This is a genomic window from Duganella sp. GW821-FHT01E12 (genome assembly GCF_059422325.1).
Map to the genome: position 1 here is coordinate 70,283 of NZ_JBWKWR010000003.1, position 25,787 is coordinate 96,069.

At 65.8% G+C, this 25,787-nt stretch carries 18 protein-coding genes; 8 read left to right on the plus strand and 10 right to left on the minus strand.

Features of this window, described 5'->3' with window-relative positions:
- Window positions 1–2 precede the first annotated feature (2 nt).
- The 8 genes from AC07WS_RS10395 to AC07WS_RS10430 all read left to right on the plus strand — a co-directional run bounded on the left by AC07WS_RS10395 (window position 3) and on the right by AC07WS_RS10430 (window position 7,578).
- On the plus strand, window positions 3–1,034 hold the full coding sequence (locus tag AC07WS_RS10395) for a hypothetical protein (protein ID WP_494728981.1): 1,032 nt from the start codon (window positions 3–5) through the stop codon (window positions 1,032–1,034).
- Window positions 1,027–2,259: a PAAR-like domain-containing protein gene (locus AC07WS_RS10400; RefSeq protein WP_494728982.1), complete on the plus strand. Its 1,233-nt coding sequence runs from the start codon at window positions 1,027–1,029 to the stop codon at window positions 2,257–2,259. Before AC07WS_RS10395 ends, AC07WS_RS10400 begins: the two co-directional genes overlap by 8 nt.
- A 10-nt stretch (window positions 2,260–2,269) precedes the next feature.
- Window positions 2,270–3,190: a hypothetical protein gene (locus AC07WS_RS10405; protein WP_494728983.1), complete on the plus strand. Its 921-nt coding sequence runs from the start codon at window positions 2,270–2,272 to the stop codon at window positions 3,188–3,190.
- A gap of 10 nt (window positions 3,191–3,200) precedes the next feature.
- On the plus strand, window positions 3,201–4,466 hold the full coding sequence (locus AC07WS_RS10410) for a TIGR02270 family protein (protein WP_494728984.1): 1,266 nt from the start codon (window positions 3,201–3,203) through the stop codon (window positions 4,464–4,466).
- Window positions 4,467–4,469: 3 nt separating this feature from the next.
- Window positions 4,470–4,631, plus strand: a complete 162-nt coding sequence (locus tag AC07WS_RS10415; RefSeq protein ID WP_494728985.1) for a hypothetical protein — start codon at window positions 4,470–4,472, stop codon at window positions 4,629–4,631.
- 159 nt (window positions 4,632–4,790) lie between these two features.
- The gene (gene tagH / locus AC07WS_RS10420) at window positions 4,791–6,353 is read left to right on the plus strand and encodes a type VI secretion system-associated FHA domain protein TagH (protein ID WP_494728986.1); all 1,563 of its coding nucleotides are present in this window, start codon (window positions 4,791–4,793) and stop codon (window positions 6,351–6,353) included.
- 43 nt (window positions 6,354–6,396) lie between these two features.
- Window positions 6,397–6,795, plus strand: coding sequence for a hypothetical protein (locus tag AC07WS_RS10425; protein WP_494728987.1), 399 nt, complete (start codon window positions 6,397–6,399; stop codon window positions 6,793–6,795).
- Window positions 6,796–7,578, plus strand: a complete 783-nt coding sequence (locus AC07WS_RS10430) for a PP2C family protein-serine/threonine phosphatase (protein ID WP_494728988.1) — start codon at window positions 6,796–6,798, stop codon at window positions 7,576–7,578. It abuts the gene before it with no gap.
- A 12-nt stretch (window positions 7,579–7,590) separates the two neighbouring features.
- Here the strand turns inward: AC07WS_RS10430 and tagF are convergent, their stop codons facing one another.
- From tagF to AC07WS_RS10480, 10 genes are all read right to left on the minus strand, one after another.
- Window positions 7,591–8,319: a type VI secretion system-associated protein TagF gene (gene tagF / locus AC07WS_RS10435; protein ID WP_494728989.1), complete on the minus strand. Its 729-nt coding sequence runs from the start codon at window positions 8,317–8,319 to the stop codon at window positions 7,591–7,593.
- Window positions 8,301–11,912, minus strand: a complete 3,612-nt coding sequence (tssM, locus tag AC07WS_RS10440; RefSeq protein WP_494728990.1) for a type VI secretion system membrane subunit TssM — start codon at window positions 11,910–11,912, stop codon at window positions 8,301–8,303. The genes tagF and tssM overlap by 19 nt, the downstream gene beginning before the upstream one ends.
- Window positions 11,909–13,222, minus strand: a complete 1,314-nt coding sequence (locus AC07WS_RS10445) for a DotU family type VI secretion system protein (protein WP_494728991.1) — start codon at window positions 13,220–13,222, stop codon at window positions 11,909–11,911. Before AC07WS_RS10445 ends, tssM begins: the two co-directional genes overlap by 4 nt.
- A 2-nt stretch (window positions 13,223–13,224) precedes the next feature.
- Window positions 13,225–14,556 carry a type VI secretion system baseplate subunit TssK gene (tssK, locus tag AC07WS_RS10450; protein WP_494728992.1) on the minus strand — a complete coding sequence of 444 codons (1,332 nt, stop codon included), beginning with the start codon at window positions 14,554–14,556 and terminating at the stop codon, window positions 13,225–13,227.
- Window positions 14,557–14,588: 32 nt separating this feature from the next.
- Complete coding sequence (gene tssJ, locus AC07WS_RS10455; RefSeq protein ID WP_494728993.1) at window positions 14,589–15,062, minus strand: type VI secretion system lipoprotein TssJ; 474 nt, start codon at window positions 15,060–15,062, stop codon at window positions 14,589–14,591.
- Window positions 15,063–15,344: 282 nt separating this feature from the next.
- Complete coding sequence (locus AC07WS_RS10460) at window positions 15,345–17,372, minus strand: YehQ C-terminal OB-fold domain-containing protein (RefSeq protein WP_494728994.1); 2,028 nt, start codon at window positions 17,370–17,372, stop codon at window positions 15,345–15,347.
- A 3-nt stretch (window positions 17,373–17,375) separates the two neighbouring features.
- Window positions 17,376–18,506 carry a VWA domain-containing protein gene (locus AC07WS_RS10465; protein ID WP_494728995.1) on the minus strand — a complete coding sequence of 377 codons (1,131 nt, stop codon included), beginning with the start codon at window positions 18,504–18,506 and terminating at the stop codon, window positions 17,376–17,378.
- A complete protein-coding gene (locus AC07WS_RS10470; protein ID WP_494728996.1) occupies window positions 18,499–20,937 on the minus strand; it encodes a DUF5682 family protein in 2,439 nt (812 codons plus the stop codon). Before AC07WS_RS10470 ends, AC07WS_RS10465 begins: the two co-directional genes overlap by 8 nt.
- Window positions 20,928–22,028, minus strand: a complete 1,101-nt coding sequence (locus tag AC07WS_RS10475) for an ATP-binding protein (RefSeq protein WP_494728997.1) — start codon at window positions 22,026–22,028, stop codon at window positions 20,928–20,930. Before AC07WS_RS10475 ends, AC07WS_RS10470 begins: the two co-directional genes overlap by 10 nt.
- An 8-nt stretch (window positions 22,029–22,036) precedes the next feature.
- Entirely contained in the window at window positions 22,037–25,783 is a 3,747-nt protein-coding gene (locus AC07WS_RS10480) for a DUF4132 domain-containing protein (RefSeq protein WP_494728998.1), read from the minus strand.
- Between the last annotated feature and the right edge of the window lie 4 nt (window positions 25,784–25,787).

Genomic DNA, 25,787 nt, shown 5'->3' on the forward strand with positions numbered 1-25,787 from the left:
CCGTGACGGGACGGGAGATAGCGATCAAATCAACGGGCCTGGTCAGCAGTGTTGGCCTGTCCGCGCCGGCAAGTTGCGCGGCCATCAGGGCCAAGGTCAGTAATCCGACCGAGACGCGCTTCATTTCGGCGGACGGAAGCTGGATCATGGCCCACCAGGTGGCATTCGATCGGCCATGGCGCGGCATGCGCAAGCTTATCCAAATGGCGGCAATGGCGATCGCGGAATGCCTGCAGGACGTGGAGCGCGCGGACTGGGAGCGCATTCCGCTGCTGATGTGCGTGGCGGAAGCCGAACGGCCAGGGCGCCTAGATGGCCTGGAGGACCAGCTCCTTGCCGGCATCGAGCGGGAACTGGGGGCGCGCTTTGCGCCGGCATCGGCTGTCTTCGCGGCTGGCCGCGTGGGGGCGGCGCTGGCGTTGGCGCAGGCGAGGAGCTTGATCCTTGCGCAGGGCGCTAGCAGGGTCGTGCTCGCCGGCGTGGACAGTCTCCTGGTCTGGCCTAGCCTGAGCGCCTATCTGAAAGAGGATCGCTTACTCACCGAGAGCAACTCGAACGGCTTCATGCCCGGCGAGGCCGGTGCCGCCGTGCTGCTTGGCGGCTACGAAGGAGGGGCGGAGCTGTGCTGCATCGGCCTTGGCATGGGCAGGGAAACTGCGCATATCGCGTCCGAAGAGCCGTTGCGGGCCGCCGGATTAACTGCTGCGGTTGAAGCGGCTCTGCTGGAGGCCGGCTGCGAAATCTATGACCTGGACTTCCGCATCGTGGACCTGTCGGGAGAACAATACTATTTCAAGGAAGCCGCACTGGCGCTGGCCCGCATCATGCGGAGGCGGAAAGAATCCTTCGGTATCTGGCATCCCGCCGAAAGCATCGGCGAGACCGGCGCGGCGATCGGCCTCGCGGCCATGGCCATGGCGCACGCGGCCTGCCGTAAGGCTTATGGCAACGGCCCGAACATCCTGCTCCACCTGGGCAATGACGCGGGTGAACGGGCCGCGATTGTCCTTCGATATGGAGATCGGCATGGGTAACCAGGTGTATGCGAACGGCCGGGAGATCTCGTGCAAGGCAGCGGACGGCAAGACCATCTGTGCGTTTCCCGACGTTTGTTTTACGCCGCCGCAGACGCCGGCCACGCCGCCCGGCGTTCCCATACCGTATCCGAACACGGGACTGGCTTCCGACTGCACGGATGGCTCCAGGTCCGTGAAGGTCTCCGGACAGGAGGTCATGTTAAAGAACAGGTCCTATTTCAAGACCAGCACCGGAGACGAAGCGGGCTCGGCGCCGAAAAAAGGTGTGATTACAGGCACCAACAAGGGGAAGGCCTATTTTGTCGCCTGGTCCATGGATGTGAAAGTCGAGGGCGAAAATGCGGTGCGCCATTTGGACATGACTACTGGCAACCATGCCTGTCCGACTCCCAATGTGGCAGCCCCCTGGACCTACACCGACCGAATGGCGATGGCCGAGGGCATCAACGAATGCGAGGGCGACAAGAACAAGGTGAAGACCGAATGCGGCGAACCTCTGGACCGAAAAGCGATCTGCCCTGAGGCAAGCGATACGCTGAAAGAAGCAAACAAAAAGTTCCTGGAGATATGCCTTGGAATCAAGGACGGCACCGCAACCGTGGCCGAAAAGAGGCAAAAGCGGGAGGAGATCAAGCTTTTGCAGCAGAAGCTGCGTGTGGGCCTGCTGAGAGGCGAGAAAAATAAATGTCATCGGGCGCTTCAGTGCTTCCTGTCACCGTTCGAGCCCAGCCGCTGCTGCCCTGGCCAAACGCCCGATCACCTGATCGAAGTGGCGTCGTTCCTGGATCGCGCAAACACTCCCGCTCGCACCAAGCGGCACGATGCAAAACGGCTTGCGGGCTGGTCGAAATATGACGACCTAAAAGCGCCCTGCGCCTGCGCCGAAGGCGGCGCGACCACGCACACCCACGGGATTTTGTCGGTGCGCCGCGGCGTGACGGCGAAGGTGTTTGCTCAAACGCATCGCGTAAGCACCTGGTCGATTGAGGATGCTGCGGAGGTCGGGGCCTGGGCGTTCACCAGCACTTTCAGAGGCTCGGGATGCAGTGAGCAATGCATCCGAAAGCAAATTGAACAAGGCCACAAGGACTTCCATGACGACCCCAGCAAGCCGAAGCAAATCGGGATATCGACGCATATGACCAGGAAACCTGGCTGGAGGCGCTCCGCCGAGGAAGTGATGAAGCGGAAAGCCATGCATTCATTACTCAATCCAAGTTAAAGGAAAAATCGTGCAGAAAGTAAGCCTTGATCTCAGCGGAGTGACTTTTACGAAGGGGGCGCCACTCGGTCCCGGCCGGGGCTACTTCGGCATTCAGGTCGACGAGTTGATCGCCGACAGCATCCCGCACACCATGCTGATCTTCGTCCGCGATGGCGAGGTGTACTCCGACAACCTGACCTGGAACGTGTGCGACATCCAGCGCATGCAAGACGGCACCGTCGCGGTGCTGGGTGACGAGGGCGACTTCAGGATCTACGATGGCGAGGCGCTGGTGCTCGAGGAGAACATCGACATCAGTCTGGCGGGGCCGTTGCGGGGGCTGTTGGTGCAGGCGGGAAGGGATGTGTGTGCGGTTGGAACATTACTCCAGGTTTTACTCTTCCGGGACGGCCAGTGGTCGTGCCGGTCGCCGGTCGAAGCAGGCGTGGACGACGAGCGCCTGGCGCGGCGGGCATTCGAGCATGCAGCGCAGATAAACGATTCCTGCATGCTGGCTTTTGGTTGGGAGGGCGAAATCTGGCGCTTGACCGACGGCCGTTGGTTGCAGCAGGACTCACCGACTTCTCTCGACTTGTTCGACGCTTGCGGCACCGGTGTCGCGGACCAGGTGGCGATCTGCGGCCAGCTGGGCACCGTGCTACTCGCATCCCCCGATGCCCTGGAAGTGCTGACGAGCGACGATGTGCTCGAAGACCTGTGGTCGATCTGCCGGTTCCAGGGACGCATGTTCTGCGCATCGACTCGTCTTGTGTACGAATTGATGCTTGATGAACGCCTGATAATTCCGCTGGACGCGGACGACGTGATCCTGCCCAGTGGCTCCGGGCACCTGTCTGCGGCAGGAGATCAAGTCCTCTGGTCGGTGGGCCCGCGGGAACTGTACGAATGGGATGGCGTGAACTGGACGCCGCTTTTCGAAGTGAGCTGAGAACTGGACTATGCCGTCTGCCCTCCAAAACGTCGTGCCGGATGTCGTTCAACAGCACGTTGAAGAATCGGCTGTTTTGCGTGACGTCCGCTCCATTCTGGTGCGGGCGCCGCAGGTCAAATTGCGTCACTTGAGGCGGCTGGACGAGCGGATCGCCGCCCACCTTGACGGGATTTCCATCGCCGGCGACTATGGCCAGGCTGTCTGTACAGCTGCGCTGGACAATCCGCACAAGGGCCAGGTCTTCACGGCTGCCGTGCGCGCGATCGAAGTTGGAAGCGCAACCGCACTGCATCGCCTGCTGGCGCTGGCCGAAGCGGTGCCGGAATTGCAGTCCGGTCTTCTCTCCGCCACCGGTTGGGTCTCGGGCAGGCTTTTGCAGGGAACGGTGGGCGATCTGCTGCGCTCGCCCAGCGCGTTCCAGAGGCAAGTTGCCATCAGCGCGTGCGCGATGCATCAGGTGGACCCGGGCGTGACGCTGGAGACCACCTTGCACGATCCTGATGCCGGCCTGCGAGCGCGGGGGCTGCGTTGCGCGGGCGAGTCCGGCCGGCACGACCTGAAGGATTTGTGCGTGGCGGCCATAGACGACAAGGACATCTATTGCCGTCTGACGGCTGCGCGATCGGCCGTTCTATTGGGCGAGCGGGAGCGGGGAGTTGGCGTCCTCAACGAGCTGGCGTTGCATGACGTCGCCACCCGCCGGCATGTGCTGCCCGTCCTGCTCAAGGTCCTGCAGCCGGCGCAGGCAAATGCCATCCTGAAGGGCTTGGCGCACGACCCCTTGGCCGTCCGGTTGCTGGTCGCGGGAAGCGGCCTGAGTGGTGATATCACTTACATTCCCTGGCTGATCAGGCAGATGGACGATGTGAAGCTGGCTCGGCTTGCAGGCGAAGCATTCGCGCTGCTCACCGGTTTGGATCTGTCGCTATTGGACCTGGACCGCAAACCGCCCGCGGACTTGGATGAGCGGCCGAACGACGATCCCGACGACGAGGATGTCGCAGTGGATGAAGATGACGACCTGCCATGGCCGGACCCTGCGAAACTGCAGGCCTGGTGGCAAAGCCATCAAACGCGCTTCGTCCAAGGCGTCCGCTATTTCATGGGCGAACAGCCGACGGTGCCGCATTGCCGCAAGATCCTGATGCAGGGATATCAGCGGCAACGCGTGGCGGCGGCAGAATACCTCTGCCTGCTGCAACCCGGTACACGGCTGTTCCCCACCAGCGCGCCAGCATGGCGGCAGGAACGTTGGCTCAGCAAGCTGAATTAAGCCATGAACGCCAGGATGATTCTCGTGGTGCTGGCCGTGATATTCCTGGTGGCGACCACGTTGCGCTACCACCGCGACGGCAGTCGCATTGCGCCGGCCAGCAAGGCCTGGTTACTTGTGGCGGCGATCTTCGCGCTGGTGAGCGGCTGGCTTTGGCTAAGGTGAAGCGTGGCCTGAGCGTGGAATGACGGCGTCTTTTTGCCGGCAAGGCGACGCTCGATACGGTCAAGTCCTGTTAGAATTTCATCATCTATCGGGATGGCTGCGCAAGCGTTTTGCAAGTCATTGCACCCCTGGGTGCGGAGAGGTCAATGAGGCGCTCGGATGATTACGATTAAAGCCGTTTCATTCAAAGGCCAGCCGATGTCGGCGGCGCTGGCGGCGGAATTCGGCGAGCAGGGCGGCGTGATAGGCCGGGGGACTGGCAATGCGCTGGTGTTGCCCGATCCCGAACGATTTGTCTCGCGGGCACATGCCGCCATCTCTTTCCGCGACGGTCGTTATGTGATCCGCGACTTGAGCAGCGCGTCGCCGGTCTATGTGAACGGCAGCCCTTTGGGGAATGGACGGGAAGCCAAACTCACGCACGGCGACGAACTCCGCATCGGCGCCTATGCGCTGCAGGTGCTGCCCGAGGCGGCGAGTGCGAACGAGGATCCGTTTGCAGACCTGGTGCCGGCCATCACGGCTCATCCTCCGCAAACGCGCGCGCAAGCCGGGATACCGGACGACTTCGATCCCTTTGCGGAGCCGCAGCCTGCGCCCCCAGCCCCGTCTGCGGACTTCGGACTTGGATTGGAGCCGGGCTCGAATGCAGACATCAACCAGCTGTTCGGTCTCGGCTCCAGTAGCGCAGGTGGTCTGTTCCCGGATGGACATCCCTTGGCCGGCGGCGGCGAAAGGCCTGGCGGTGCGGTGTCCGTCGATCCATTGGTGGTCATGGGCGTCGCGCGGCAGGCGCCGGCAGGGATGAACAGCCAGCGCGACCACACGCCGGAAATCCATGGCGCGTTTGTGCCGCCTGTCGTCGTTGTGGGAAACGAACAGAAAGCCGGACCAGGAGCGCCTGCCGATCCGCAGAACATGATGGTGTCCTGGAGCACCGAGAACGGGAATAGCGCCGGCGGCATCAAGACCATGGTGATACCGTCGCCTACCAGGCCGCCAAGCGCGCGCGTCATGGCGGCGGAGGAGGGACCTGTGCCCGTCGGGCAGACACAGGCAACCGAACAAGCGACGCCACCGCAAGCCCCCACCGCGCCGGCGGCCGCGGGCGGTGGCGAGGAATTGCTGCGGGCATTCCTGGCCGGCGCCGGTGTTCCGGACCTCGACATGGGCGGCCAGCTTACGCCGGAAATGATGAGGACGTTCGGACAGCTGCTCCGCGAGTCCATGCAGGGCACGCTGGACCTGCTGATGGCAAGGGCCTTGACCAAGCGGGAAATGCACGCGCAGATGACCATGATCGCGATGCATGAAAATAATCCGCTCAAATTCTCGCCGAATGTGGAGGTCGCCCTGCATAGCCTGTTGGCGCCGCGGGGCAAGGGCTTCATGCCGCCGCTGCCGGCGATGAAGGATGCCTACGACGACCTGCGCGCCCACCAGTTCGGCGTCATGGCAGGCATGCGGGCCGCCTTATCGCGGGTGCTGCACCGTTTCGATCCGGGATCGCTTGAAGAGCGCCTGGCGGACCAGACCCTGCTCGACACCTTGCTGCCCTCCAGCCGCAAGGCCAAGCTGTGGGGGCTGTACCTGGAGATGTACAGCGCTATCATCAAGGAGGCGGAAGACGACTTCCAGACCTGGTTTGGGCGGGAGTTCCTGAGCGCATACGAAGCTCAATTGGCGAAGTTGAAACAGGACGGCCAGCAAGGACCGCAGTAAGGCAAGTCTGCGGCGGCGCGGTGCGCGTCCGGAAGGAGGTGATATGGTGGACCAGATCGAGCAAACGGCTAACGAAGTCAGGAGCCTGGCGAAAGATTATTTCGGCATCGGCGATACCGAGGTGAAAACGCTGATGATGCTGGCGAAGCAATGCGCGCGCACCTCCGGGGTGCCGCTTGCGGGCGCCGGGGCGGTCGCCCTGGCCAGCACCAGTTCGGTAGTCATCCCCTTGGTGGGAAGCGTCCCCGGCTACGTGGCCGGGGCATTGGCCGGCTTTGTGGGCGGCACTACGGCATGCATGATCGCCCGCAGGTCCAGCGCGGAGCATGTGAGGAGGATACTGGGCAGGGCGGAAATCTCCGAACCGGCGTTCAAACGCGAGGTGCTCAGACTGATCTCCAGGGCGCAAGGGAACGCAGGCTATTGCAGCGTCAAGGCGTAAATGGAGCTGCAGATATCCGTGCTATCGAAGCCCGGCGGTCGTGCGGTCAACGAAGACGCATACGGCTGCTGGTCGAGCGCGCATGCCTGCTTCTGCGTCCTGTCGGATGGCGCCGGCGGGCATAAGGGCGGCGCGGTTGCCTCCAAACTGGCCGTCGAGCAGGCGCTTGCGTGGTTTCGCCATAGACCGGAATGCAACGCTGAAAGCGTGGCGCAGGCCATAGAGGCCGCCAATACGGCCATCGTGGGCGCGCAATGCAGCATGCCGGAGTTCGGGGAGATGCGCGCAACCATCGTCGTGCTTGCGCTCGACTCCGAGCAAGGTGTCGCATTCTGGGGCCATGTCGGGGACTCGCGCCTTTATTGTTTCCGGGGCCGGCGCATCATCTTGCAAACGCGCGACCACAGCGTTTTGCAGAACATGGTCGATGCCGGCTATATGCAATTGGAAGACTTGCGCAACGCGCCGGAGCGCAGCGTGCTGCTGGCCGCCCTTGGCGATACACAGACGCTCGAACCCCGCATCCAGACGTCGCCGTTCGCCCTGTCCGACGGCGATTTTTTCCTGCTTTGCACCGATGGCTTCTGGGAGTATCTGGACGAGCCCGTAATGGAGCAAGCTTTGTCGACGGCGACATCTCCCGAGGCCTGGCTGAGCCAGTTGGAAGGCGAGGTGAGGGCCCAGGGCAGCGAACGGCAGGATAATTATTCGGCAGTGCTGGTGGCATGCAAGGATTTCAGCATGGCCAGTGCCGACAAGGCGCTCGGCGCGGGCGGGGCGTAAGTGCTGCCGGATTCACAGCGTGCCTTCCAGCAGCTGCGTGAAATCCTGTGCGCTTGGCATGCCGGGAAATGCCAGCAGCCGCACCGCGCCGCCGCCGGCCGCCTCGCTCCACCAGAGGCTTTTTCCGGCCCCCGCGCGGCCTAGCGACATCAAGCCCGCATTCTCGAACAGCTCGCGCATGCCGCCCCAGTCCGACAGTTCCAGTCCCATCGAGGCAGCCGGCGCAGCGTTCCACCAGCGATCCATGCGGCGCACCTCGTCCTGTTCCCGATGTTCCATTACAGGAAAGGCGGTGGCGGCGAGCCGTCCTTCGAACGTCTCCAGGTCGCAGCCGATGTTCAGGCTATCCAGAGCCACCTGGTTTATCGCCGCGAACCAGTCCTGTGCCGACAGCAGCGAGTGGATGAGACCGGCCTGCGGCGCCAGTTCCAATGCGATGGTGAGAGGAAAGTGGCGCCCGACCTTGTCTACGCTCGGCATCAACGTACCGGTCCAGGCGGATTCGCCCAAGACGCCCGGCATCAAGGAAAAATTCCATAAGGGACCGTTCAGGTAGACATCCGGCCAGCGTTCTTGCAGGCTGGCGCGGCCGGCCTCCATGCCCCGTTGCAGCCAGGCGTCCCAAACGCCGATGAAACGCGGGGCCAGGCGCCGCGATGCAAAATCGCCCAGCGCCGGAAGCTTGCCATACCATCCGGGCAGCGGCACGGCGGCCGGCGCCGTCACAGGGTTCCCGGACATTGGAACTGCTCCAGTTCGGGAAGCCGAAAGGGATTTCGCACGCTGTTGGTCAGCACTTCGAACTGCGCCTTGCGCCCGTCGACATTGAAGGTCGCCTTGAATTTTTCGGGCTGCCCGCTGCCCTCCACCTGCACCTGGTCGAACAGGCGGAACAGGGCCCAGGCGCCTTCGAACGTTCGGCCCGACGGGCCGGCCGTGCTGACCGGGCTCAATTGCAGGCGCACCTGGGTGCTGCCGCGCGGACCAGGCCACTGGACCTGCGCCGGCACTTGCGGCCCATGGCTGTACTTGACCAGCTGGCCGTCCACATCGAGGATGAACTGGGTAATGGACGCATCCATCATCACCGGTTTGAGGTCCAGGCGCATGCTGATCGCCGGGCCATTGCGGAAGAACACATCGCGTATCACCTGGGCGCGCTGGAACTGCACCAGGGCGGCCGAACCGGCGCCCACGGACGCGTCGCCCACCGCGCGGAAAGTCCATGACTTGGTCGACGTATTCACATACTGCGCCAGGTTCTTCTGGAAGAAATCGTCGAACATCCCGCCCGGCGCGAACAGGCGGCTGAAATCGTCCGGCGTGACGTCGCGCGCGCTGCCCTTGGCGAAGGGATAGCGGCCGGCGATGGCCTTGCTGCAGAAGTCGCCGACCGAGGCCTGCATTGCCTGGTTCAGGTTGCTGCGCGCGACACCCAGCGTCTGGCTGGCGCCGCCGGCCGCCAGCGCGAGCATGACCGAACGCAGCGGCTGCGGCATGCGGCTGCCTTCCGCCTTGACCTTGTTCGGCACATCGCTGGGCGGCGGCGTGGTGCCGCCCTTGAGCGCCGCGTCGGTGGCGGTGAGCAGCACATACAGTTCGTTGATGAGCGACAGGCTGGCATCGATCGGGGCAGGCTGACCCGGCGCCGGGCTGCGCACCGAGCGCCGCAGGGCGTCGAACTGCCGGTCGACGATGTTTTCCGGCAGGGCCATGCTGGCCGCGGCGCTTGCCGGTACGGCTTGCTGACCGAACAGCTTCAGCAGTTCCTCGCGGGTGGTCTTGAGCTTTTCGCCGGCCTTGTCGACCACCGTCTTGTCTGCCTCGTCCAGCTGGACCAGGGTCACTTCCCTGACGATGGCGCGCAACAGCAAGGGCAGGGGCGAGTCCGGCGCCGACAGGATGCGCGCCAGATCGATGCTTTGCTTCAGACTGTTGGGCTGAACCAGCGTGATATCGTCCACGAAATTGGCCCAGGTTTTCGCGTAGTCCTCCAGGTACAGGCGGCCCACCTCGCTCACCAGCCTGGCCTTCTTATCCGCCGCGTCCAGGCCGCGTTCCCGTTCGGGCAGGCCCAGCACCCAGCCTTCCTCGTCCGCCAACTGGCCCGTGGTGCGTACCGCTTCCTGCAAAAACACCTTGCGGTAGCCGTTCACGCTGTAGATGCCTGGCACGCCACTGGTCAGCGGGGCACCGCTGGTGCGCGCGAACACCAGCATGGCGGACGAGCCGCCCGCACCGGCGACGGTAAATTCCTGCAGCTTGCCGCCGGCACCCTGGCGCTTGATGCGGTGGTAGATGCGCTCTGCCAACGGGGTCTGGGCCAAGGCCTGGCGCGCGCTGGCGATCAGGCGGGGATCGGCCGGGTTCGACGCCTGCACGTCGCCGCTGGCCAGCAGCGCATCCAGGTGCTGTTCCAGTTCCTGGCGCTGGTCCCGGGTGACCTCGCGGCCCAGGCTGGCTTCCCAGTCGGCCGTGATAAAGGCGCGTATGGCCGTGGCGTTGAAATACCGCCCGTCGTGCAGCATGATATAGGCCTTCAGCGCTTCGTACAGCAGCTCCGGATTCTTCGTTCCGTCCGATTGCAGCTGCTGTTCCATCCTCAGGTCCAGGCGCGGGAGCAAGACATCATGCAGCAGCCTGCTGTGTGCGATCTTCGCGGCCGCGGCCAGTTTGTCGCCCTGGTACAGCCCCAAGCCCATCGAGAACGGCGGGCTCCCTTCCGGAGCGCTGGCGTCGCGCGCGATCTCGCGTACCGCACGCATCGCAGGTAGGAGCTCCAACACATTTGTGCTGGCCCGCCCACCCAACTGGTCCAGCTGCCGCGCTACCGTTGCCGTCCTCGCCTGTACTTCGGCGACGTAGGCGCGGTTGCGCAGGAAGCTGACGGTCCAGGCGGCGATGGCGCTGATCGTCAGCAGGGCCGCCAGCAACAAGGCGCCCAGCTGCAGCATGGCGCGCCTGCGCTCCCAGCGCAGGTTGGCGCCGGCCAATCCCGCCTCCTGGAAAACCACGTCCTTGAGCAGGCGGGTGATGAAATAGCTTTTGCCGCTCGGTGTGTTAGGCGCCAGTATCTTGCGCTCCAGTTGCAACGCCCGCCCCAGGTTGCCCATCAGACGATCGATCGGGCTGCCTTCCTGTGTCCCGCTGGTGAAGTAGACACCCCGCAGCAGCGGCTGCTCCGTGAAACGGGAAGGTGACAGCAAGCCGTCGACGAATTCGCAGAGCGTAGTCCTGATCGCGGCAAGCTGCTGGGGGAAGGCATAGAGTTGGGCGCGCCGCTGCGGGTCTCTTTCCTGTTGCAGGCGATCGACCAGGCGGGCATTGATGCGCTCTTCCAGCGCCGCAAATTCGCTGGCGAATGCCGGTGCGGGCGCGGCTTCCTCGCCGGGCGCGCGATAAGGGAAGGTTGCGCCCCATACCTGCGCGCGTTCTTCTTTGCCCATGTCGCTGAAAAACTCCATGAAACCCGGCAGCAGGTCGATTTTGGTCACCAGGATATACAAGGGAAAACGGATGTTCAGTTCATCGTGCAGCTCCTGCAGGCGCATGCACAGGGCGTTGAGGTGGTTGGCGCGCTGGGCCGGAGACTGTTCCATCAGCTCCCGCACGCTCAGGGTCAGCAGGGCGCCGTTGATGGGACGGCGCACGCGGTACTGCTTCAGCAGCTGGAGAAAGCCGCTCCAGGCGGCCGCATCGGACTTCTGGTTGCTCTCCTGGGTCGTGTAGCGGCCTGCGGTATCGAGCAGCACCGCGTCGTTGGTGAACCACCAGTCGCAGTTGCGGGTGCCGCCGACGCCCCGTATGGCCGGCTGGCCGAAGCGCTCGCTCAGGGGAAACTGCAGGCCGGAATTCACCAGCGCCGTCGTCTTGCCCGAGCCCGGGGTGCCGATCAGCACATACCAGGGCAACTCATACACCCATTGCCGCCGCAGGTCGGCCAACATGCCCAGCACGGACTTTTTGCCCCGCTCACTCAGACGTGCCTTCTTCAGCACCTGCACCGCATCGTTGAAACGGTTGCGCAGAGTCGCCAGCTCCTCGGCAGCGACGCTGTCCAGCGTCCCTGCGGGAGGTGACGGCTGCCTGAGCAAGCCATCCATCAAGCGTGCGTTGGCACGTTTGGCGTTGAACAGCCGCCACAGGTGCCTGCCGGCGTAGCACAACAGGACAAGGGCAATGAGCGCGATGCGGAGCCGCCCCGACTCCAGCGGATGGTATTCGGCTATCCCGATCAAGGGGCCGACCAGCCAGATGAGCAGAGCGATTGCGAGCAACCCAAGGAACGCAATGACCCAGCGGTTGAACAGCAAGGCGAGCAGCTTCCTGATCATGAGTTGCTCCCATCTTGATTGGGAGTCAGGATGATTTCCACGCGGCGGTTGCGTGCGCGTCCGGCCGCCGTGTTGTTGGGCATAACGGGATTCGCGTCGGCGTGACCTTCCGCAGTGTAGCGTCCCGGCGCCGCCGTTTTTTCTTCCAGCAGACGCGCGACCACGTTGGCCCTTTCCTGCGACAAGTGCCAGTTGGAAGGGAAGCGGGTCGTGCGTATCGCTTGGTCGTCCGTGTAGCCGTTGACCACCACGGCGCCCGGCACGGCCTTGAGTGCCGCCGCGATGCGTTCCAACACATCTTGATAGCTGGCGGACACCGTTGCGCTGCCGGGGGCAAAGAGCCCGTCGCCACGGATGGTGATGATGCTGCGCCCTTGCTCGTCGCGTACCGCCACCAGGCCCAGCTCGATCTCGCGGGACAGGAAGCCGGCCAGCCGCGGCTTGGCGATCGGCGGTGCAGCAGGCGGCAACGGCGCGGCGATCAGCGCCGGCCTGGCACGCATATTCTGAATCTGCGAGAACGCCGGATCCGAGCCCCGGTTCAGGATGAAGCTGAACGTGGCATACACGCCAAGCATCAGCACGCCCAGCGCACCCACGGCCACCCACAGCGGCAGCGCCGCCAGCACGGCCGGGCGCGGGACCGCGGCCCCCTCCCAGCGCGGCGAAAGGGGCCGCTCGTATTCGCCTTGCAGCCGGCGCAGCAGCAAGGCCAGGCGTTCGCGCAAGGTGTCCAGCTGCGCTTTGCCGTTATCGAGAACGCGGTAGCGGCCCTCCAGGCCCAGCGCCAGGCATATGTACATCAGTTCCAGCAGCTGGCGATGCTCGTTGGGGACCTCCGCCAGCTTGGATAGCAACTGGAAGAATTTTTCGCCGCCCCAGGCTTCGTTATGGAACCGGACCAGCAGGCTGTCCCTGGCCCAGATGCCGGATCCGCCCCAGGGCGTCGATGCGGCGGCCTCGTCCAGCAGGGTGCAGAGCGCGTAGCGCGCCGCGATGATGTTTTCCCGGGTGACGCCGGCGGCTTGGGCGCGATGTTCGAACTCCGTTATCTGGCGCGCCAGGGATTCCTTCGCCGCCACCGGGTCGGCGTGATGCAGGGTGGCCCGCAACTGCGGCACCACGTTCAGGAGCGGATTGGCGGCGGCGACCAGGGGATTCAGGCCGGAGGGTTCCGGCGGCTGCATGACACCGGCATCCGCGTCCCCGCGCCCGGCAGGTTCCAGCGCGGGGCGTTGGCGGCCGCCGGGTGTCGGCAGGATGATGGTGTGTTCCGCGTCCGGCGTCACAAATGGATCATCGTGGCTCATGGCTATCCCTTGATTGCCCAAAATTCGAGTTCCAGCCCCGGAAATTCACCGGCGATATGCATGGCCAGTCCACCCGAACGTTCAAGCTGGTCCCACAATTCGCCTCCACGCTCCACTTCAAAGTAGTTGAAGCCTGCGTGATAGGGGATCTGGCGCGGTGCCACCGGCATCGTATGCAAGGGGATGCCGGGCAAGGCGAGGTTGACCAGGTCGCGTATTTTTTCCACCGGCCCGACCTTGACCTGGCCGGGAAAGCGCGTGCGCAGCGTTTCGGAAGGCATCTGGGCATTCACCGCCAGCACAAAACCAGCCGACTTCAGCAGGTCACGATCGGGCAGGACGGCCAGGCGCACGCCGTACTTCTTGTCCTGCAGCTCGATCGGCACGGCGCTGCGGTGCAGTACCATGCTGAGCGCGCTGCGCAGCTCGGCCATCAAGGGCGCGAAAGTCTGTTGCAGGTCGTCGTGCAGGTAATCGGGCGGGCTCGGCGCGCGCCGGTTCTCGCGGCTGAAGGTGGACAGGTCGCCCGCCAGCGCAAGCATGGCGACAAACAATTCTTCCGGATGGAAAAGGGCAGCGCGGCAGTAATGGGCGAAGACCGGTTCATGCCGATTGACCGCCTGCAGCAGCATGAAGTCGGCGATTTCCGCCACACCGCCCCGGCCCGGTTGCTCCAGCTGCGCGGCCAGTTCCTCGCCCCGCTGGTGCAACAGCCCGTAAATCTCGTCGCAGAATCCGGCCAGCGGGGCGTGCTGGCGGATGGTCAGCGAAGGCGGAATATAGGATTTGTCCAGCAGCAGCTGATTGTCGGAACGGCGTTCGCTCAGGCGCAGCACGCCCAGGGTGGCATAGGCGTCGGTGCGTTCGCTTTCCAGCAGCAGGCTCAGGCGCATCTGGCCGATCTGGATGGCGCCGGAATTATCGGACGTGCTGTCGCCCACCTCCAATTCGGTGACGTTGTAGCGGGCCAGCACATCCGGGGCGTCCTGGCGGTCAGCCGATTCGGAGCAGCCTGCGCGCCGCATGGGGACGGCGAGCATCACCAGCTGGCCGCGGGCGTTAGACGGAATATTCAGCGGTGGCGGCGGCGTATGCGTCGACGGGAAGTCGAAAGGTGTGCCGTCGGGAAAAATCCCGCTGCCAGACGCGAGCGCCACTTTGCCCAGAGCCAGCGCGGCCTCGTCGAGCTGCAGGGATAGGAAGCCCCAGCCGTGCGACCTGCTGGGGCGGGTCCGCGCCTCGATCAGTTTTTCAAGATAGCGCTCATGCTGCTGAAAATGTTGAGGTTGCAAAAACATCCCTTCGGACCAAATGACTTTGCTTTCCCACGACATGATCGCTGTTCCTTAATTCCGGTGAGACGGCTTTATTTTTCTGCACTGATGGAAACATCGTGCGAACGCAGGCTGATGGTGATAGGCATGGTTTGGCTGGCGCGCACGGGAATTGCGGCGCGCCACGAAGACTTTTCAAGATCGCGGAAAGCCGCCACCACCGCGACGAAGCGCGTCTCGGATTGCAGGGGGCGGTCAAAATGTTTTTTCTCGCCGGGACGCAAGGTAAATTCCTCCCTGGCCACGAGTTCGCCGCCGAGGGCTTCCTTGTCGCGGTCGATCAGGGAAAAGAAGTCGGCGCTTTGGAAGGCGCCCAGGTTCTTCAGTTCGAACAGGCGCAGCACCACGGGTGAAGCGCGTCCGCGCGCGTCGGGATTGACGTCGCCGGTAACTGTGACGTTGGCCTGGATGACTGCGGGCTTGGGCGGCCCGGATGCGCAGGAGCAGAGCAGCAACAAGGCTGCCGCACCCAGCATGCGCAATGGAAGACAACGATAGCGGGCCATCGACATTCTCCAGAAGTTGCGGATCGAGCGTGAGCTCACGCCGTACAGGCTTGGGGCCGCCGTACCAACGATAGTACATCCGATAACAGTGCACAAAACTCACACTTATTCACGTCGTAAGGCGTGTCCTGTATGGTATTTAGGGCAGGCAAAGCGCATCGTATCACCGGTGGCGCGGCCGTGATTTTCCGTTGGCGCATACGCAGGAAAGACCGCAAGGAATTGCCGCTGCTACATGCCGACCTTCCCACTTCGTATTCTCAAGGAAGGTGGCAAGCAGTGTTATCGCATTGCGGCGGCCAGGTCGCCAGCGTCCGCACAGGCTTGGCACAGATACATCAGCGCCATGCCCTGCTCTGCGGTGGGATGGTCAAGATAGCGGCGCAATGCGTTGGCCACCAGATCGAGTCCGCTAGCACAAAGGAAGCTGTGCATGGAGGCGAGGCTGACTTGGTCTTCGCCAATAATATGCAGGCGGCCGGTGAGCGCCTTGTCTTCCATGATGAGCCGCAGATGCTCCAGCCAGTCGCTGTGCATGAGCGCCGGGGCGGTGCCCGCGCCGGCCGCGCCGGATTTGAACAAGCGTGAGATGCGCTGCTTCAGCGACAGGCCGGCGCGGGTGGTCGGTGCTTCGTAGTCCAGCGAGACGGCGCGCAGCACTCCCTTCTGTTCAACGACCAGCGACAGCGGTTCCAGCCTGCATCCGTGCAGGTTGCGTTCCAGCCGTGCCAGCACGCCGCGAATGGCGGAGCCTTGTTCTGCCCAGCCTTCAATATTGTCGATGCGCTGATGGTGCTCCGGGTCGCAGGACAAGCACAGCGTCAGCGGATGCCCATGCACATCGCGCAGCGTCCAGCTGGAAATCTGCCGTACCTCGTCCAGCACCGGTCGGTCGAAATCGGCCGGCTTGAGCAGCACGCAATTGATGGTTTCGCCGCGCAGGCCCGCACCGTGACGGATGGCCTCGGCCAGTGTGGCCCAGTCGCCATGGCCGGCAGTCTGCCAGCGTGCGTCATCCGCACGCCACGGCGGCAGCATGCTGGCACTGGTTTCACCGCTCAGGCTGACGCGGTGGTCATCCGATACGCGCACATTCGCCAGCGTCAGCGTGCCGTTGCCCAGTGCGCAGGCCGGGCCGGCGCCCGGCCACAGCACACTGCCGTTCCAGGCCAAATGGCGGTTGAAGCCGCGGTCGGCGCCGTCGCGCCGCGCCAGCGACGCCTGCATGATGCGCTGTGCGGAGGGATCCCAGAACGCCATGGTCAAGCCGCGCGCGCCGCTGCGGAGTTCCCACCAGTGCGCGCCCAGCGGCAGCAGTTCCAGCGTCTCGCCGCCGCTGAAACTGCGGCGCACGGCGCCGCGTAAGTCGCGCAGCAAGTCGCCCCGGGCCCCTTCCAGCGCGTGCGACAGGGCATAGATGCGCACCGCCAGCCGGATGGCCTGGCGTTCGTCGGCGCCCAGATCGCGCTTCGACAGCAGATCGGTGGTGCCGGCCAGCGTGCGTAACATGCCGGCCAGGCGCGGGAAGGACTCGATCCGCGCCGACATGGCCAGTGCGCGCAATTGCGCCGGCATGATCTCGCTGACGTGCGCCCAGCCGCTCTGAGATATTTCCAGCACCAACGTGCGCAGGCGGACAAGGAACTGGCGTTCGTCTCCGGACAGGCCTTCCTGCGATGCCGCCGGCGTGGCTGCGGCAAGGGCCTCAGGCCAGGCGAAGTCCTTGCCATGCCGGCGCCAGACGGCAAGGACGGCCAGCAGGTGAATGGCGGCGCGCGAGGCGGCGGGCGCTTCGGATATCATGCCGGCGTAGCCGCCGCCGGCGATGTAAAGACAGGGAACGTCCAGCGCCGGCAGCTGTATCGATAGCGCGCCGGGCGTGTCGCTGATGACGGCGGCATCGGTGTCCGCCAGCAGCGCGGCCGCCTTGCGGGTGGCGGCTATACCGGCGGCTCTGAAAAGGGCCGCAGGTTCCAGTTGCATCACTTCGGCCAGCACGTCCGGCGGCGCCGCTTCGCTGCTGCTGGCCGAGGGCGCGGCCGCGCGCAACCACAGCGCGGCGGCCAGTATATGTTTGCAGATACCGGGCGCGGGACAATCGCAACTGGCCTTGGCCGGGCCGCCCGGGTTGAGCGTCACCAGTTGGCCGTCTGCGCGCAACAAGGCCTGCTTGCTGTCCGGCGGCGACGCCCACGCCACCTTGTCCGCCTCCACGTCCTTGGCGGCGCGGCGCACCAGGCCAGTGCTGGCCAGCGCCGCCAGCGTGTTGTCGTCGAAGTTGCGGTAAATTTCGAGCCAGCTTAGTTCCATGTGCTATCCCATGACCTCGGCCAGCCACTCGGCAAAATGCGAGGGTGTGAGGGCGGCGATTTCCATGCCGCGCCCGGCCAGCCTTTGCGCCATGGTGCGGTCGTAGACCGGCTGCGCGCCATCGTCCAGCGCGGCCAGCCCCAGCATCTTCACGCGCGACTCGGACAGGCGTTGCACACTGCTCAGCAGCGGGCCGGGGAAGGCGCCTTCTTCGAAGTCGCTGATCAACGCCAGCACCGTGCGGTGTGGCGTGCGCACCAGCGTTTCGCAGTACTGCAGCGCGCGGCCGATGTTGGTGCCGCCGCCCAGCTGCACCGTGAGCAGCACCTGCACCGGATCGGCCGCCATGTGGGTCAGGTCGACCACGCTGGTGTCGAACACCACCAGCCGCACATTGACCGTCGGCAGGCTGGCCAGGATGCCGGCCACCACGGCGCTGTACATCACCGAATCGAGCATCGAGCCGCTCTGGTCGACGCACAGGATCACGTCCCACGGCAGGTTGCGCTTGACGCGCGCGTTGAAGATCGGCCGTTCGATCACCAGCCGCTTGCTCGCCGTGTCGTAGTGGCGGAGATTGGCGGCGATGGTGGCGCGCGGGTCGAAATTCTGTGCGCTTGGAACCTGCGAACGGCGAAAGCGGTTGCGCCGGCCCACCAGCGCGTTGACGAATTGCGGCCGCAGGCGGCGGTTGATGTCGTCCACCACCTTGCGGATGACGTCCTGCACCGCGTCCATGACTTCCGCGCTCAGGCGGCCGCGCAGGCCAAGCAGGGTGCGGGCCAGGGCCTGGTTGGGTTCCAGCGTGCGCAGAACCGCCGGGTCCCTGAGCAGCTCCGTCATCTGGTACCGGTCCACCGCGTGGTGCTGGATGCGTTCGAACACTTCCCGCGGAAACAGCTTGCGGGTGCGCTGCAGCCAGTCGATGGCGGTGACGGCGCTGCCGTCCAGCGAGCCGCCGCTGCCTGCCGGGCCGCGCAGCATGCCGCGCCCTTCATATTCACGGCTGTACAGATAGTCCAGCGACTGCTCCAGCAGGCGATCGCGTTCGCTCATCGCCTGCGGGTCGATGGCCTGTGCGGCGTAGCGGCCCAGAATCAGGCGCCAGCGGCGCAGCATTTCCTGGTCAATCATGCGGTGCTCCCGAAATGCCCGATGCGCCCAGCCAGGCGCCGAGGCCGTCGCGTGCGAGGCTGTCGGCCAGCGCGGCCTGCATGGCGGCGCCGGCCAGCAGATCGGCTTCGGTGGCGCTGTAGTGCACATCGGCCAGCAGCCCGTCGTGCTGCGCGCCGGCCAAGGCCTGCGCCAGTTCCGCGGTCTCCTGCGGCTTGAGCGTGGCGAAGGTCTGGCGCAGGTCCGGCAGGAAGGCCACGAAGGTGTGCTCGTCCCAGCCGGCCATGACGGCGTTGAGGGCGGTGCGCAGCTTGGCCTGCGTCAGCAGCAGCTCGGGCGCCGCCGCCATCAGGCCTTTCAGTGCGCGTACGGCATCGCCGGGCAGGGCGCCGGGACCGAAGTTCGCCTGCAGCATGGCCGCCAGTTGCGCTTCGTTCCAGCTGCCGCCGATGAACAGCATGGCGCCGGCGGCGCTGCCGACGCCGGGCGCCGCCGGCGTCGCGGCGAGGAGCCGCAGCTGCTTGCGCCACAGGGCGTCGTCGACTTCATCGTCGGCCAGTTTGCGCAGCGCACCGTGCAGCGTGTGCATGGAGCGCAGGCTCCGGATGGCGCCTGCTTCCTCATCCTGCTTGAGCTGCGCCAGCTGCGGCATCAGGTAAAGCGCGGTGCGCCAGGCTTGCAGCAGCAGCTGGCGCAGCTGCGGATGCTCCTGCAGGCCGAGCGGCTCGCGGCCGCGCCATAACAGCAGCAGCTTGTGGCCGCACTCGATGACGGAACCGCCATTGGCATCCTCGTCCAGCATGGACGATATCAGTTCCAGTAGCGACGGCAGCTGCCCGTGCAGGCCTATCAGGCAGGCGCGCGTCAGCAGGCCGACCGCTTGCGCCGCCGAGCGTCCCTGGCCTTGTTCCGGCAGCAGGTCCTGTTCCTTGCGCAGGCGCGCCATGGCGACGGTGGACAGGGAGGAGCCTTGCGTGGCGAGTTCGATCAGGCGCGCTTCCACCATCGGGTTCCAGGCCACGCGCCATTCCTCGGTCAGCATGTCCAGCGAACCGCCGCCGATGAAGTCGGGGCCGGACTGCCATTGCGCCAGGCCGGTATCGAGGTAGGACATCAGATGCAGGAAACGGCTGCGGGCGCGATGGCCTTCCTTGCGGTAGATGTCCAGCCGCACGGTGCGCGGCTGGCTGTCGTCCACGCGTATGCGCATTTGCGCTGCGATGCGGCGCGCGTCTTCCAGCAGCGGCGGCGAGCCGGCGGACGGCGGGATGTCGCCCAGCGTGCTGCCGCCCAGGTAGCGCCGGATGTCGGCGGCCAGGCCGCTGGTGCCGTCGTCGATGGCGCCCTTGATGAAGCAGGAGCGCACCGCGTCCAGCAGATCCTGTCGTCCCGGCCCCGCGTGGCCGCGCAGTTCGGCCAGGCGCGCGGCCTGCAGCAGCGCGGCCTGCACGTCGGCCGTGGATATTTGTTCGGCCAACCCCAGTTGGCGCGATTGCCGCGCCAGCGCGGCCAGGCTTCCAGCCGCGACCGCCCGCAACGCGGGGCCGTCCGGCGCCGCATTGGCGCTGTCCCACACCCATTGGTAGTAGGCCGGCGACGGCATGCCGGCAGCGTAGCCGTTCAAGGCGTCGAGCCGGTCAAAGCTGTAGCGTATCAGCCAGTTGCCGATGCGCTTGCCCGCCACCGCGTCCGGCTGCGGCGCGTCCTCGCCCAGCATCCGTTGCAGGGCGATGGTGTGGAAGCCGCCCGTCACCACGACGATGGCGCCGTCGGTCTTGGCCCGCCAGGCGCGCAGGTGGGTGGCCATGTGCCGCTCGCGCGGCAGGTTGCCGTCCGCTTCCAGCACGGCGGTTTCGTAGCCGGCGCGCGCCATCGCGCAGTAGGCGAAGACGTCGGCGAACAGGCGCCGCCAGTCGCGCAGGCCGGCCGCGTCGCGCAGCTCGAACAGATGGTCCCACAGTTCGTCCTGGTCGCGGCATCCGTTGCGCGCGGCAAGCGCCTTCAGATATTCGCTGTGGGCCAGGTGGCGCTCGGACATCAGGCTGCGCACCTCCTCGTCCTGTTCGTCGGCGCCGCCGCGCCATGGGCGGTCGATGAAGGCCAGTTGCGCACCGACCGCGTGGCCTTCGTGCAGCGCCACCCATTCCGGACTGTAGTCGCAGAACGGATAGAAGGCCGAGCACACGCCGGCCTGCTGCGCGTCTTCCCGGGCCACCTGCGCGGCCTGCGACAGGATTGCGACCGGAGGCTTGGTGGCGGGGTCCAGCAGCAGCGGCAGCAGCGCGTCGAAGTCGTCAGGCCCTTCGACCAGCACCACGGCCGGCCGCACCTCTCGGATCAGCGCCTGCAGCGCCAGCGCACAGGCGGGACTGTGATGGCGGATCGGCGCGAAGTACAGGCCATCGGCGGCCAGCAGCTCCAGGCCGGCCCGGACTTCCTCGCTTATGGCCACAGGTTGCGGGCGGCGTCGCGGAACGCCTTCCAGTTGTCGTCGCGGCGGGCGCGTTCGCGCACCACGGTGTCGAAATAGTGCTGCACGCGTTTCAAGTCGTCCGCGTTGTCCTTCAGGACCACGCCTTGCAGCTGATTGGCCACTTCGCGCGGCGTCAGGCGGCCGTCACCCAGATAGCACGCTTCCAGCGCGGCGGCGTAGGCGACGTTGACCGCTTCGGCGGTCGACATCACGGTGTCCGGCGTCTTGATCGCCGTGCCTTCACGCGTCTGCCCGGCGCGCAGTTCCTGGAAGGTGGTGACCAGCAGCGCGATGACGTCGCGCTCGATGCGCACGCCGGCGTTGGCGCTGCCCAGGTCGCGCTGCACCTGGCGCATCACCAGTTCCACCTCGAAAGCATGGTCGCGTATCGGCCGCACGGTCTCGAAATTGAAGCGGCGCTTCAGCGCGGACGACATCTCGTGCACGCCCCGGTCGCGCAGGTTGGCGGTGGCGATCACGTTGAAGCCTCGGTTGGCGTGCACGCGTGCCTGGTCGCCCAGTTCCGGCACCATGATCTGCTTGTCGGACATCAGCGAAATCATCACGTCCTGGATCTCCGGCGGGCAGCGGGTGATCTCCTCGAAGCGCACGATCTTCCCGGCCACCATGGCCTGGTACAGCGGCGAGGGCACCATGGCGCGCTGGCTCGGCCCTTCGGCCAGCAGCAGCGCGTAGTTCCACGAATATTTGATGTGGTCCTCGGTGGTGCCGGCCGTACCCTGGATGGTCAGCGCCGAATCGCCGCTGATGGCGGCGCTCAGCAGCTCGGACAGCAGCGACTTCGCGGTGCCGGGTTCGCCCACCAGCATCAGGCCCTGGTGGCCCATCAGCGTGACGACGGCGCGGTCCACCAGCGGATCGTCGCCGTAGAACTTGCGGCTCACGCCCAGCGCCTCGTCGCCGAGGATGAAGCGGCGCACGGCGCGCGGCGACAGGCGCCAGCCCTGCGGGCGCGGGTCCTGGTCGGTTTCCTGCAATCGCTGCAGCTCGTCCTGGTAGCGCAGTTCGGCGCTGCTGCGCAGGATGTCGGATGTACTTTGTGTGCTCATGCGGTTCCTTACCAAGGCATTTTCTTTTCCCACTCCGGATCATAACCGCTGCACGCGGCCGCGATGGCGAGGTAGTCGCCATAGGCCTCGGCCAGCAGCACCGGCGGGATCTTGTCCAGCGTCAGCGGGCGGTGGCCGTTGCGCTGGCCGTCGATGCCCCGGAAGAAGAGGGTCTTCAGCGCGGCCGGCAGGTTTTCCTCCGGCAGGGCGTTGCCGGTGAACTCGATCACCACGGTCAGGCCGGCGCCGGGGAATTGCTTGTAGTATTCGTAGAACACGCCGCCGTCTTCGGCCGAGGCGCGCTGATAGCCCCGTTTGTTGAAGGCGCCGCGCAAGGTGAACGCGTCGCTCACCCAGCCCTTGCGGTCGGCGTTGCTGTCGCCGCTGCGCTGCGCCGGCAGCTTGCGCCCCATCTGCGCGAACAGCGGCGTCAGTTTGTAGTCCTTGAAGTGGGCCAGCCACGCGGCGGCCTGCGCGTCGTCGAGCAGCGCGCTGTGGGCCACGCGCACGCTGGAGCGCTCGTCGAGCGCGAGCTCGTCGTCGCTGGCGTCGATCAGACTGCCGTCCTCGGTCGGGCGGAACAGGCGAACGGCGTTGCCGTCGGCGGACACCTCCTGCCACGCCAGCCGCTGCGCCAGGCGGCCGACGATCGGATGCCGCTGCAGATAGCTGCGCCATTCGTCCGCCGGCCACAGTCGGCCGGCGCACATGGCTTCGTACAGGCGGCCGGTCTGCATCTCCACCACCTGCTTGACCTCCTTCTTGCAGGCCGTCAGCTGCTGCTTGGCTTCCTTGACCGCTTCCGGCGGATCGTCCTGGCGTGGCGCGGGCAGGGCGGCGACGGTCTTGCCCTCCTCGTTGCGCAGCACAGGCTTGAGCGCGGCGTCGAGCGTCACGGTGTAGGGGCGGCTGCCGTATTGCAGCGCCAGGCGGCCGCTGTCATCCAGGCCGCCGGTCGGCACGGTGCGGTCGCCCAACTGGTCCTGGGTCCAGCCATTGCGTTCGGCGATGCGCTGCACCAGCTGGCGCGCCTTCTCCTGTACCGAGGCCGTGCGGTAGCGGCGCGCGATGCCCAGCGTGAACTGGATCACGCTGGCGTCGTTCGAGACGCAGGCCGCCTCCAGCAGCGCCTCGACCTGCGCGCGGCGCTGGTAGTGGTCGCGCATATAGGCCTGGATGGTGCTGACCAGTTCATGGCCAGGCACGCCGGAGACCAATGCCAGCAAGCCCTTGTCGTTGATGGCGCTGCCCAGGTAGACGCCCATCTTCTCGCGCTTGACCTCCTCGAACACCTGTTCCGGCGTCAGCTTGCCCTGGGAGGCGTAGTATTCCGGATAGCGTTTGAACCAGTCCTGATATTGCTGGTAGCGTTGCGGCGCGTTGGCTTGCGCCCACGCCGTGCCTTCCTCCAGCGATGGATGCACGGTGTCGCGCGCGATGAACTGATGCAGCAGCCAGCCGCCCAGCGCGGCGCGGGCCGGCTGCGCCAGCAGGCCGAGATAGCGCTCCAGCAGCGCGTTGGCGGCCGGCTCCTTGAGCTTGCAGGCCAGGATCACCCACCAGCGGATGATCTCCGGTTCCACCGGCGTGCCGTCGCGCCAGGCGCAGGCCGGCGCGGCGTCCAGGCCCAGCCAGGACATGCTGCTTGGCGGCTTGCCTTTCAAACCCTTGTGCGCCTGCTTGAGCAGCGTGGCCGGCGCCAGGTAGGGCGAGATGTCTTCGCCCAGCTGTTCCAGCGCGGTCATCATGGCGGCGCTGGCGGTTTCGCGGCTTTCCTTTTCCAGCGCGGCGCGCAGCGCCGGAATGCCGGCGCGGTAGTCCAGCGTGACCAGCCAGCGCGCCGCCTCGATGCGCAATTCCTGCTTGGTGGACTTGAGGGCGTCGCACACCAGCCTGCCGATATCGGGCATGCGCGACAGCACTTGCTGGGCGGCGGCGCGGTGGGTCTTGCCTTCGCCCAGCGCCAGTTCCATCAGGCGCGGCATCCAGCGGGGAGGGATCACCGGGAAGGTGGCCAGTACCGACAGCGTGCCGCTCAGGTGCGGCCCGCCGTACTCGGTGCTGGAAGCGGCGGCCAGGCCCAGGCCTTCGTCGATCAGGCCCGGACGCTCGGCAAACAGCGGCCACACGCGGTCGGCCGGCAGCACATGCTGCGGCGCCAGGCTGTAGTGGGACTGGTCGCGCAGGCACACGCGGTGGATCGACTCCGGGTCGCCGCCGCACTTCGCCGTCAGCGTCGCCAGCTGGCGCAGGTCGATGTCGTTCTTGTCCTGCCGTCCCAGCCAGGAATGGAAGTAGGGATGGTTCCACACGCCGCTGTAGCCGCGGCGGCCCCGGGCCGCGATCCAGCGCAGCACTTGCAGCAGGCCGAAATCGGCGCGGGCCTCCATGCGGCTGGAGGCCGCCAGTGTCTTGTCCACCTCCGGATCGCTGAGGATGGAATCGACAGGCGAGCCTTCGCCGTTCAGCACCTTGATGGCGGCGCGCAGGTGGCTTTCGCCCAGGCGGCGGTAGCGCGCGTAGCTGTCCTGTTGATACTTGGATTGGTATTTGGCGGTGCGATTGGCTTCGACTTCCGCCGCCGCGCTCAGGCGCAGGCGTTCCAGCAGCTCGTCACGGTTTTTCAGCAGCATTTCCAGCACATCGTCGCCCAGCACTTGCTGCGGCTCCGGCGGCAGCGGCGGCGGCTCCGGCAATTGCAGTTCGCCCGCGTCCTCCACCGCACGCAAGCGCGCGATGGCGTTCTGGATCGCCTGCCGCACCGGCTTGCCGGTCTCGCCGGTCAGCGCCGCCTCCAGCACTGGTATGCCGCTGTCGCCCTGGGTGCGGGCCAGCAGGTCGGCGGCGTTGGCGCGTTCCTCGGTCTGGCCGGTGCGCAGCAGCTCGGACAGCAACGTGTTGGCCTGCGCCTTGTCCATGGCGTCGATAAAGCGGGCGGCGTTGGCGCGCACGATCTTGCTGTCGCCGGCGGCCAGCTTGACCAGCAAGGCGCTGAACGCGGCGACCAGCCGGGGATGGGCGCCGATGCGGTTGACCAGCAGGTTGCGGCCGACCACGGACAAGGCCTTGGCGGCCGCTTCCACGTCGGCGGCGTGGGCCAGCAGGTAGTCGTCCAGCGGGCCCGGAGCTAGCAGGCGGTGGAACACGCGCTCCTGGAAGTAGCTGTCGAGTTCCTGCCGCTCGAACAGGATGGGCAGCACCATCCCTTGCGGATAGCCGTCGGCCGCCAGCAGCGCGGCCAGCAGGTTCACGTCCCAGGCCGGGCGGTCCTCCTCCTTGAGTTCCGTATTGCGTTGCGGGCGGCAGCCCCACAGCGCGTCGTTGAGCAGGTATTGCAGCCAGTCGGGCGCGAAGGTGCCTGTGTAGTTCAGCAACTGCTTCTGATCCGCCGCTTCCAGCACCTTGCCGAGACGGGCCAGCATGGCCACCTGTTCCTCATCGTTGACGACCCGGCGGTACAGCGCGTGGCGCGCGGCGCGGCTGGCGTTGGCTGCGGCGTCGCTGGCGTCGCCGTTGGCATGGTTGCCCCAGCCCATGCTGCCAGGACGTCCGAGCAGAATGCCTGCCGCGCCGCCGTACTTAGCCAGCTCCAGCAACACCGCCGGGTCGCCGTCGCCGGCGACAAAATCGGCTGTGCGGCTGGCGAGCTGTTTGGCGATCAGATCCAGCCCGCCCAGGCCGTCGCGGATCAGTGCCTGATCCGAGCCGAATGCACGGCGCGCGCTACCCAGCACGCCAAGTAATTTATTTAACATTGGT

What these genes read in the sequence shown, in the direction of transcription:
- tssJ (WP_494728993.1), bottom strand. Translation starts at nt 15,062, where the DNA reads ATGGCCCGCTATCGTTGTCTTCCATTGCGCATGCTGGGTGCGGCAGCC.
- AC07WS_RS10400 (WP_494728982.1), top strand. Translation starts at nt 1,027, where the DNA reads ATGGGTAACCAGGTGTATGCGAACGGCCGGGAGATCTCGTGCAAGGCA.
- tssK (WP_494728992.1), bottom strand. Translation starts at nt 14,556, where the DNA reads ATGTCGTGGGAAAGCAAAGTCATTTGGTCCGAAGGGATGTTTTTGCAA.
- AC07WS_RS10425 (WP_494728987.1), top strand. Translation starts at nt 6,397, where the DNA reads ATGGTGGACCAGATCGAGCAAACGGCTAACGAAGTCAGGAGCCTGGCG.
- tagF (WP_494728989.1), bottom strand. Translation starts at nt 8,319, where the DNA reads ATGTCCGGGAACCCTGTGACGGCGCCGGCCGCCGTGCCGCTGCCCGGA.
- AC07WS_RS10475 (WP_494728997.1), bottom strand. Translation starts at nt 22,028, where the DNA reads ATGAGCACACAAAGTACATCCGACATCCTGCGCAGCAGCGCCGAACTG.
- AC07WS_RS10445 (WP_494728991.1), bottom strand. Translation starts at nt 13,222, where the DNA reads ATGAGCCACGATGATCCATTTGTGACGCCGGACGCGGAACACACCATC.
- AC07WS_RS10465 (WP_494728995.1), bottom strand. Translation starts at nt 18,506, where the DNA reads ATGATTGACCAGGAAATGCTGCGCCGCTGGCGCCTGATTCTGGGCCGC.
- AC07WS_RS10460 (WP_494728994.1), bottom strand. Translation starts at nt 17,372, where the DNA reads ATGGAACTAAGCTGGCTCGAAATTTACCGCAACTTCGACGACAACACG.
- tagH (WP_494728986.1), top strand. Translation starts at nt 4,791, where the DNA reads ATGATTACGATTAAAGCCGTTTCATTCAAAGGCCAGCCGATGTCGGCG.
- AC07WS_RS10410 (WP_494728984.1), top strand. Translation starts at nt 3,201, where the DNA reads ATGCCGTCTGCCCTCCAAAACGTCGTGCCGGATGTCGTTCAACAGCAC.
- AC07WS_RS10430 (WP_494728988.1), top strand. Translation starts at nt 6,796, where the DNA reads ATGGAGCTGCAGATATCCGTGCTATCGAAGCCCGGCGGTCGTGCGGTC.
- AC07WS_RS10480 (WP_494728998.1), bottom strand. Translation starts at nt 25,783, where the DNA reads ATGTTAAATAAATTACTTGGCGTGCTGGGTAGCGCGCGCCGTGCATTC.
- tssM (WP_494728990.1), bottom strand. Translation starts at nt 11,912, where the DNA reads ATGATCAGGAAGCTGCTCGCCTTGCTGTTCAACCGCTGGGTCATTGCG.
- AC07WS_RS10415 (WP_494728985.1), top strand. Translation starts at nt 4,470, where the DNA reads ATGAACGCCAGGATGATTCTCGTGGTGCTGGCCGTGATATTCCTGGTG.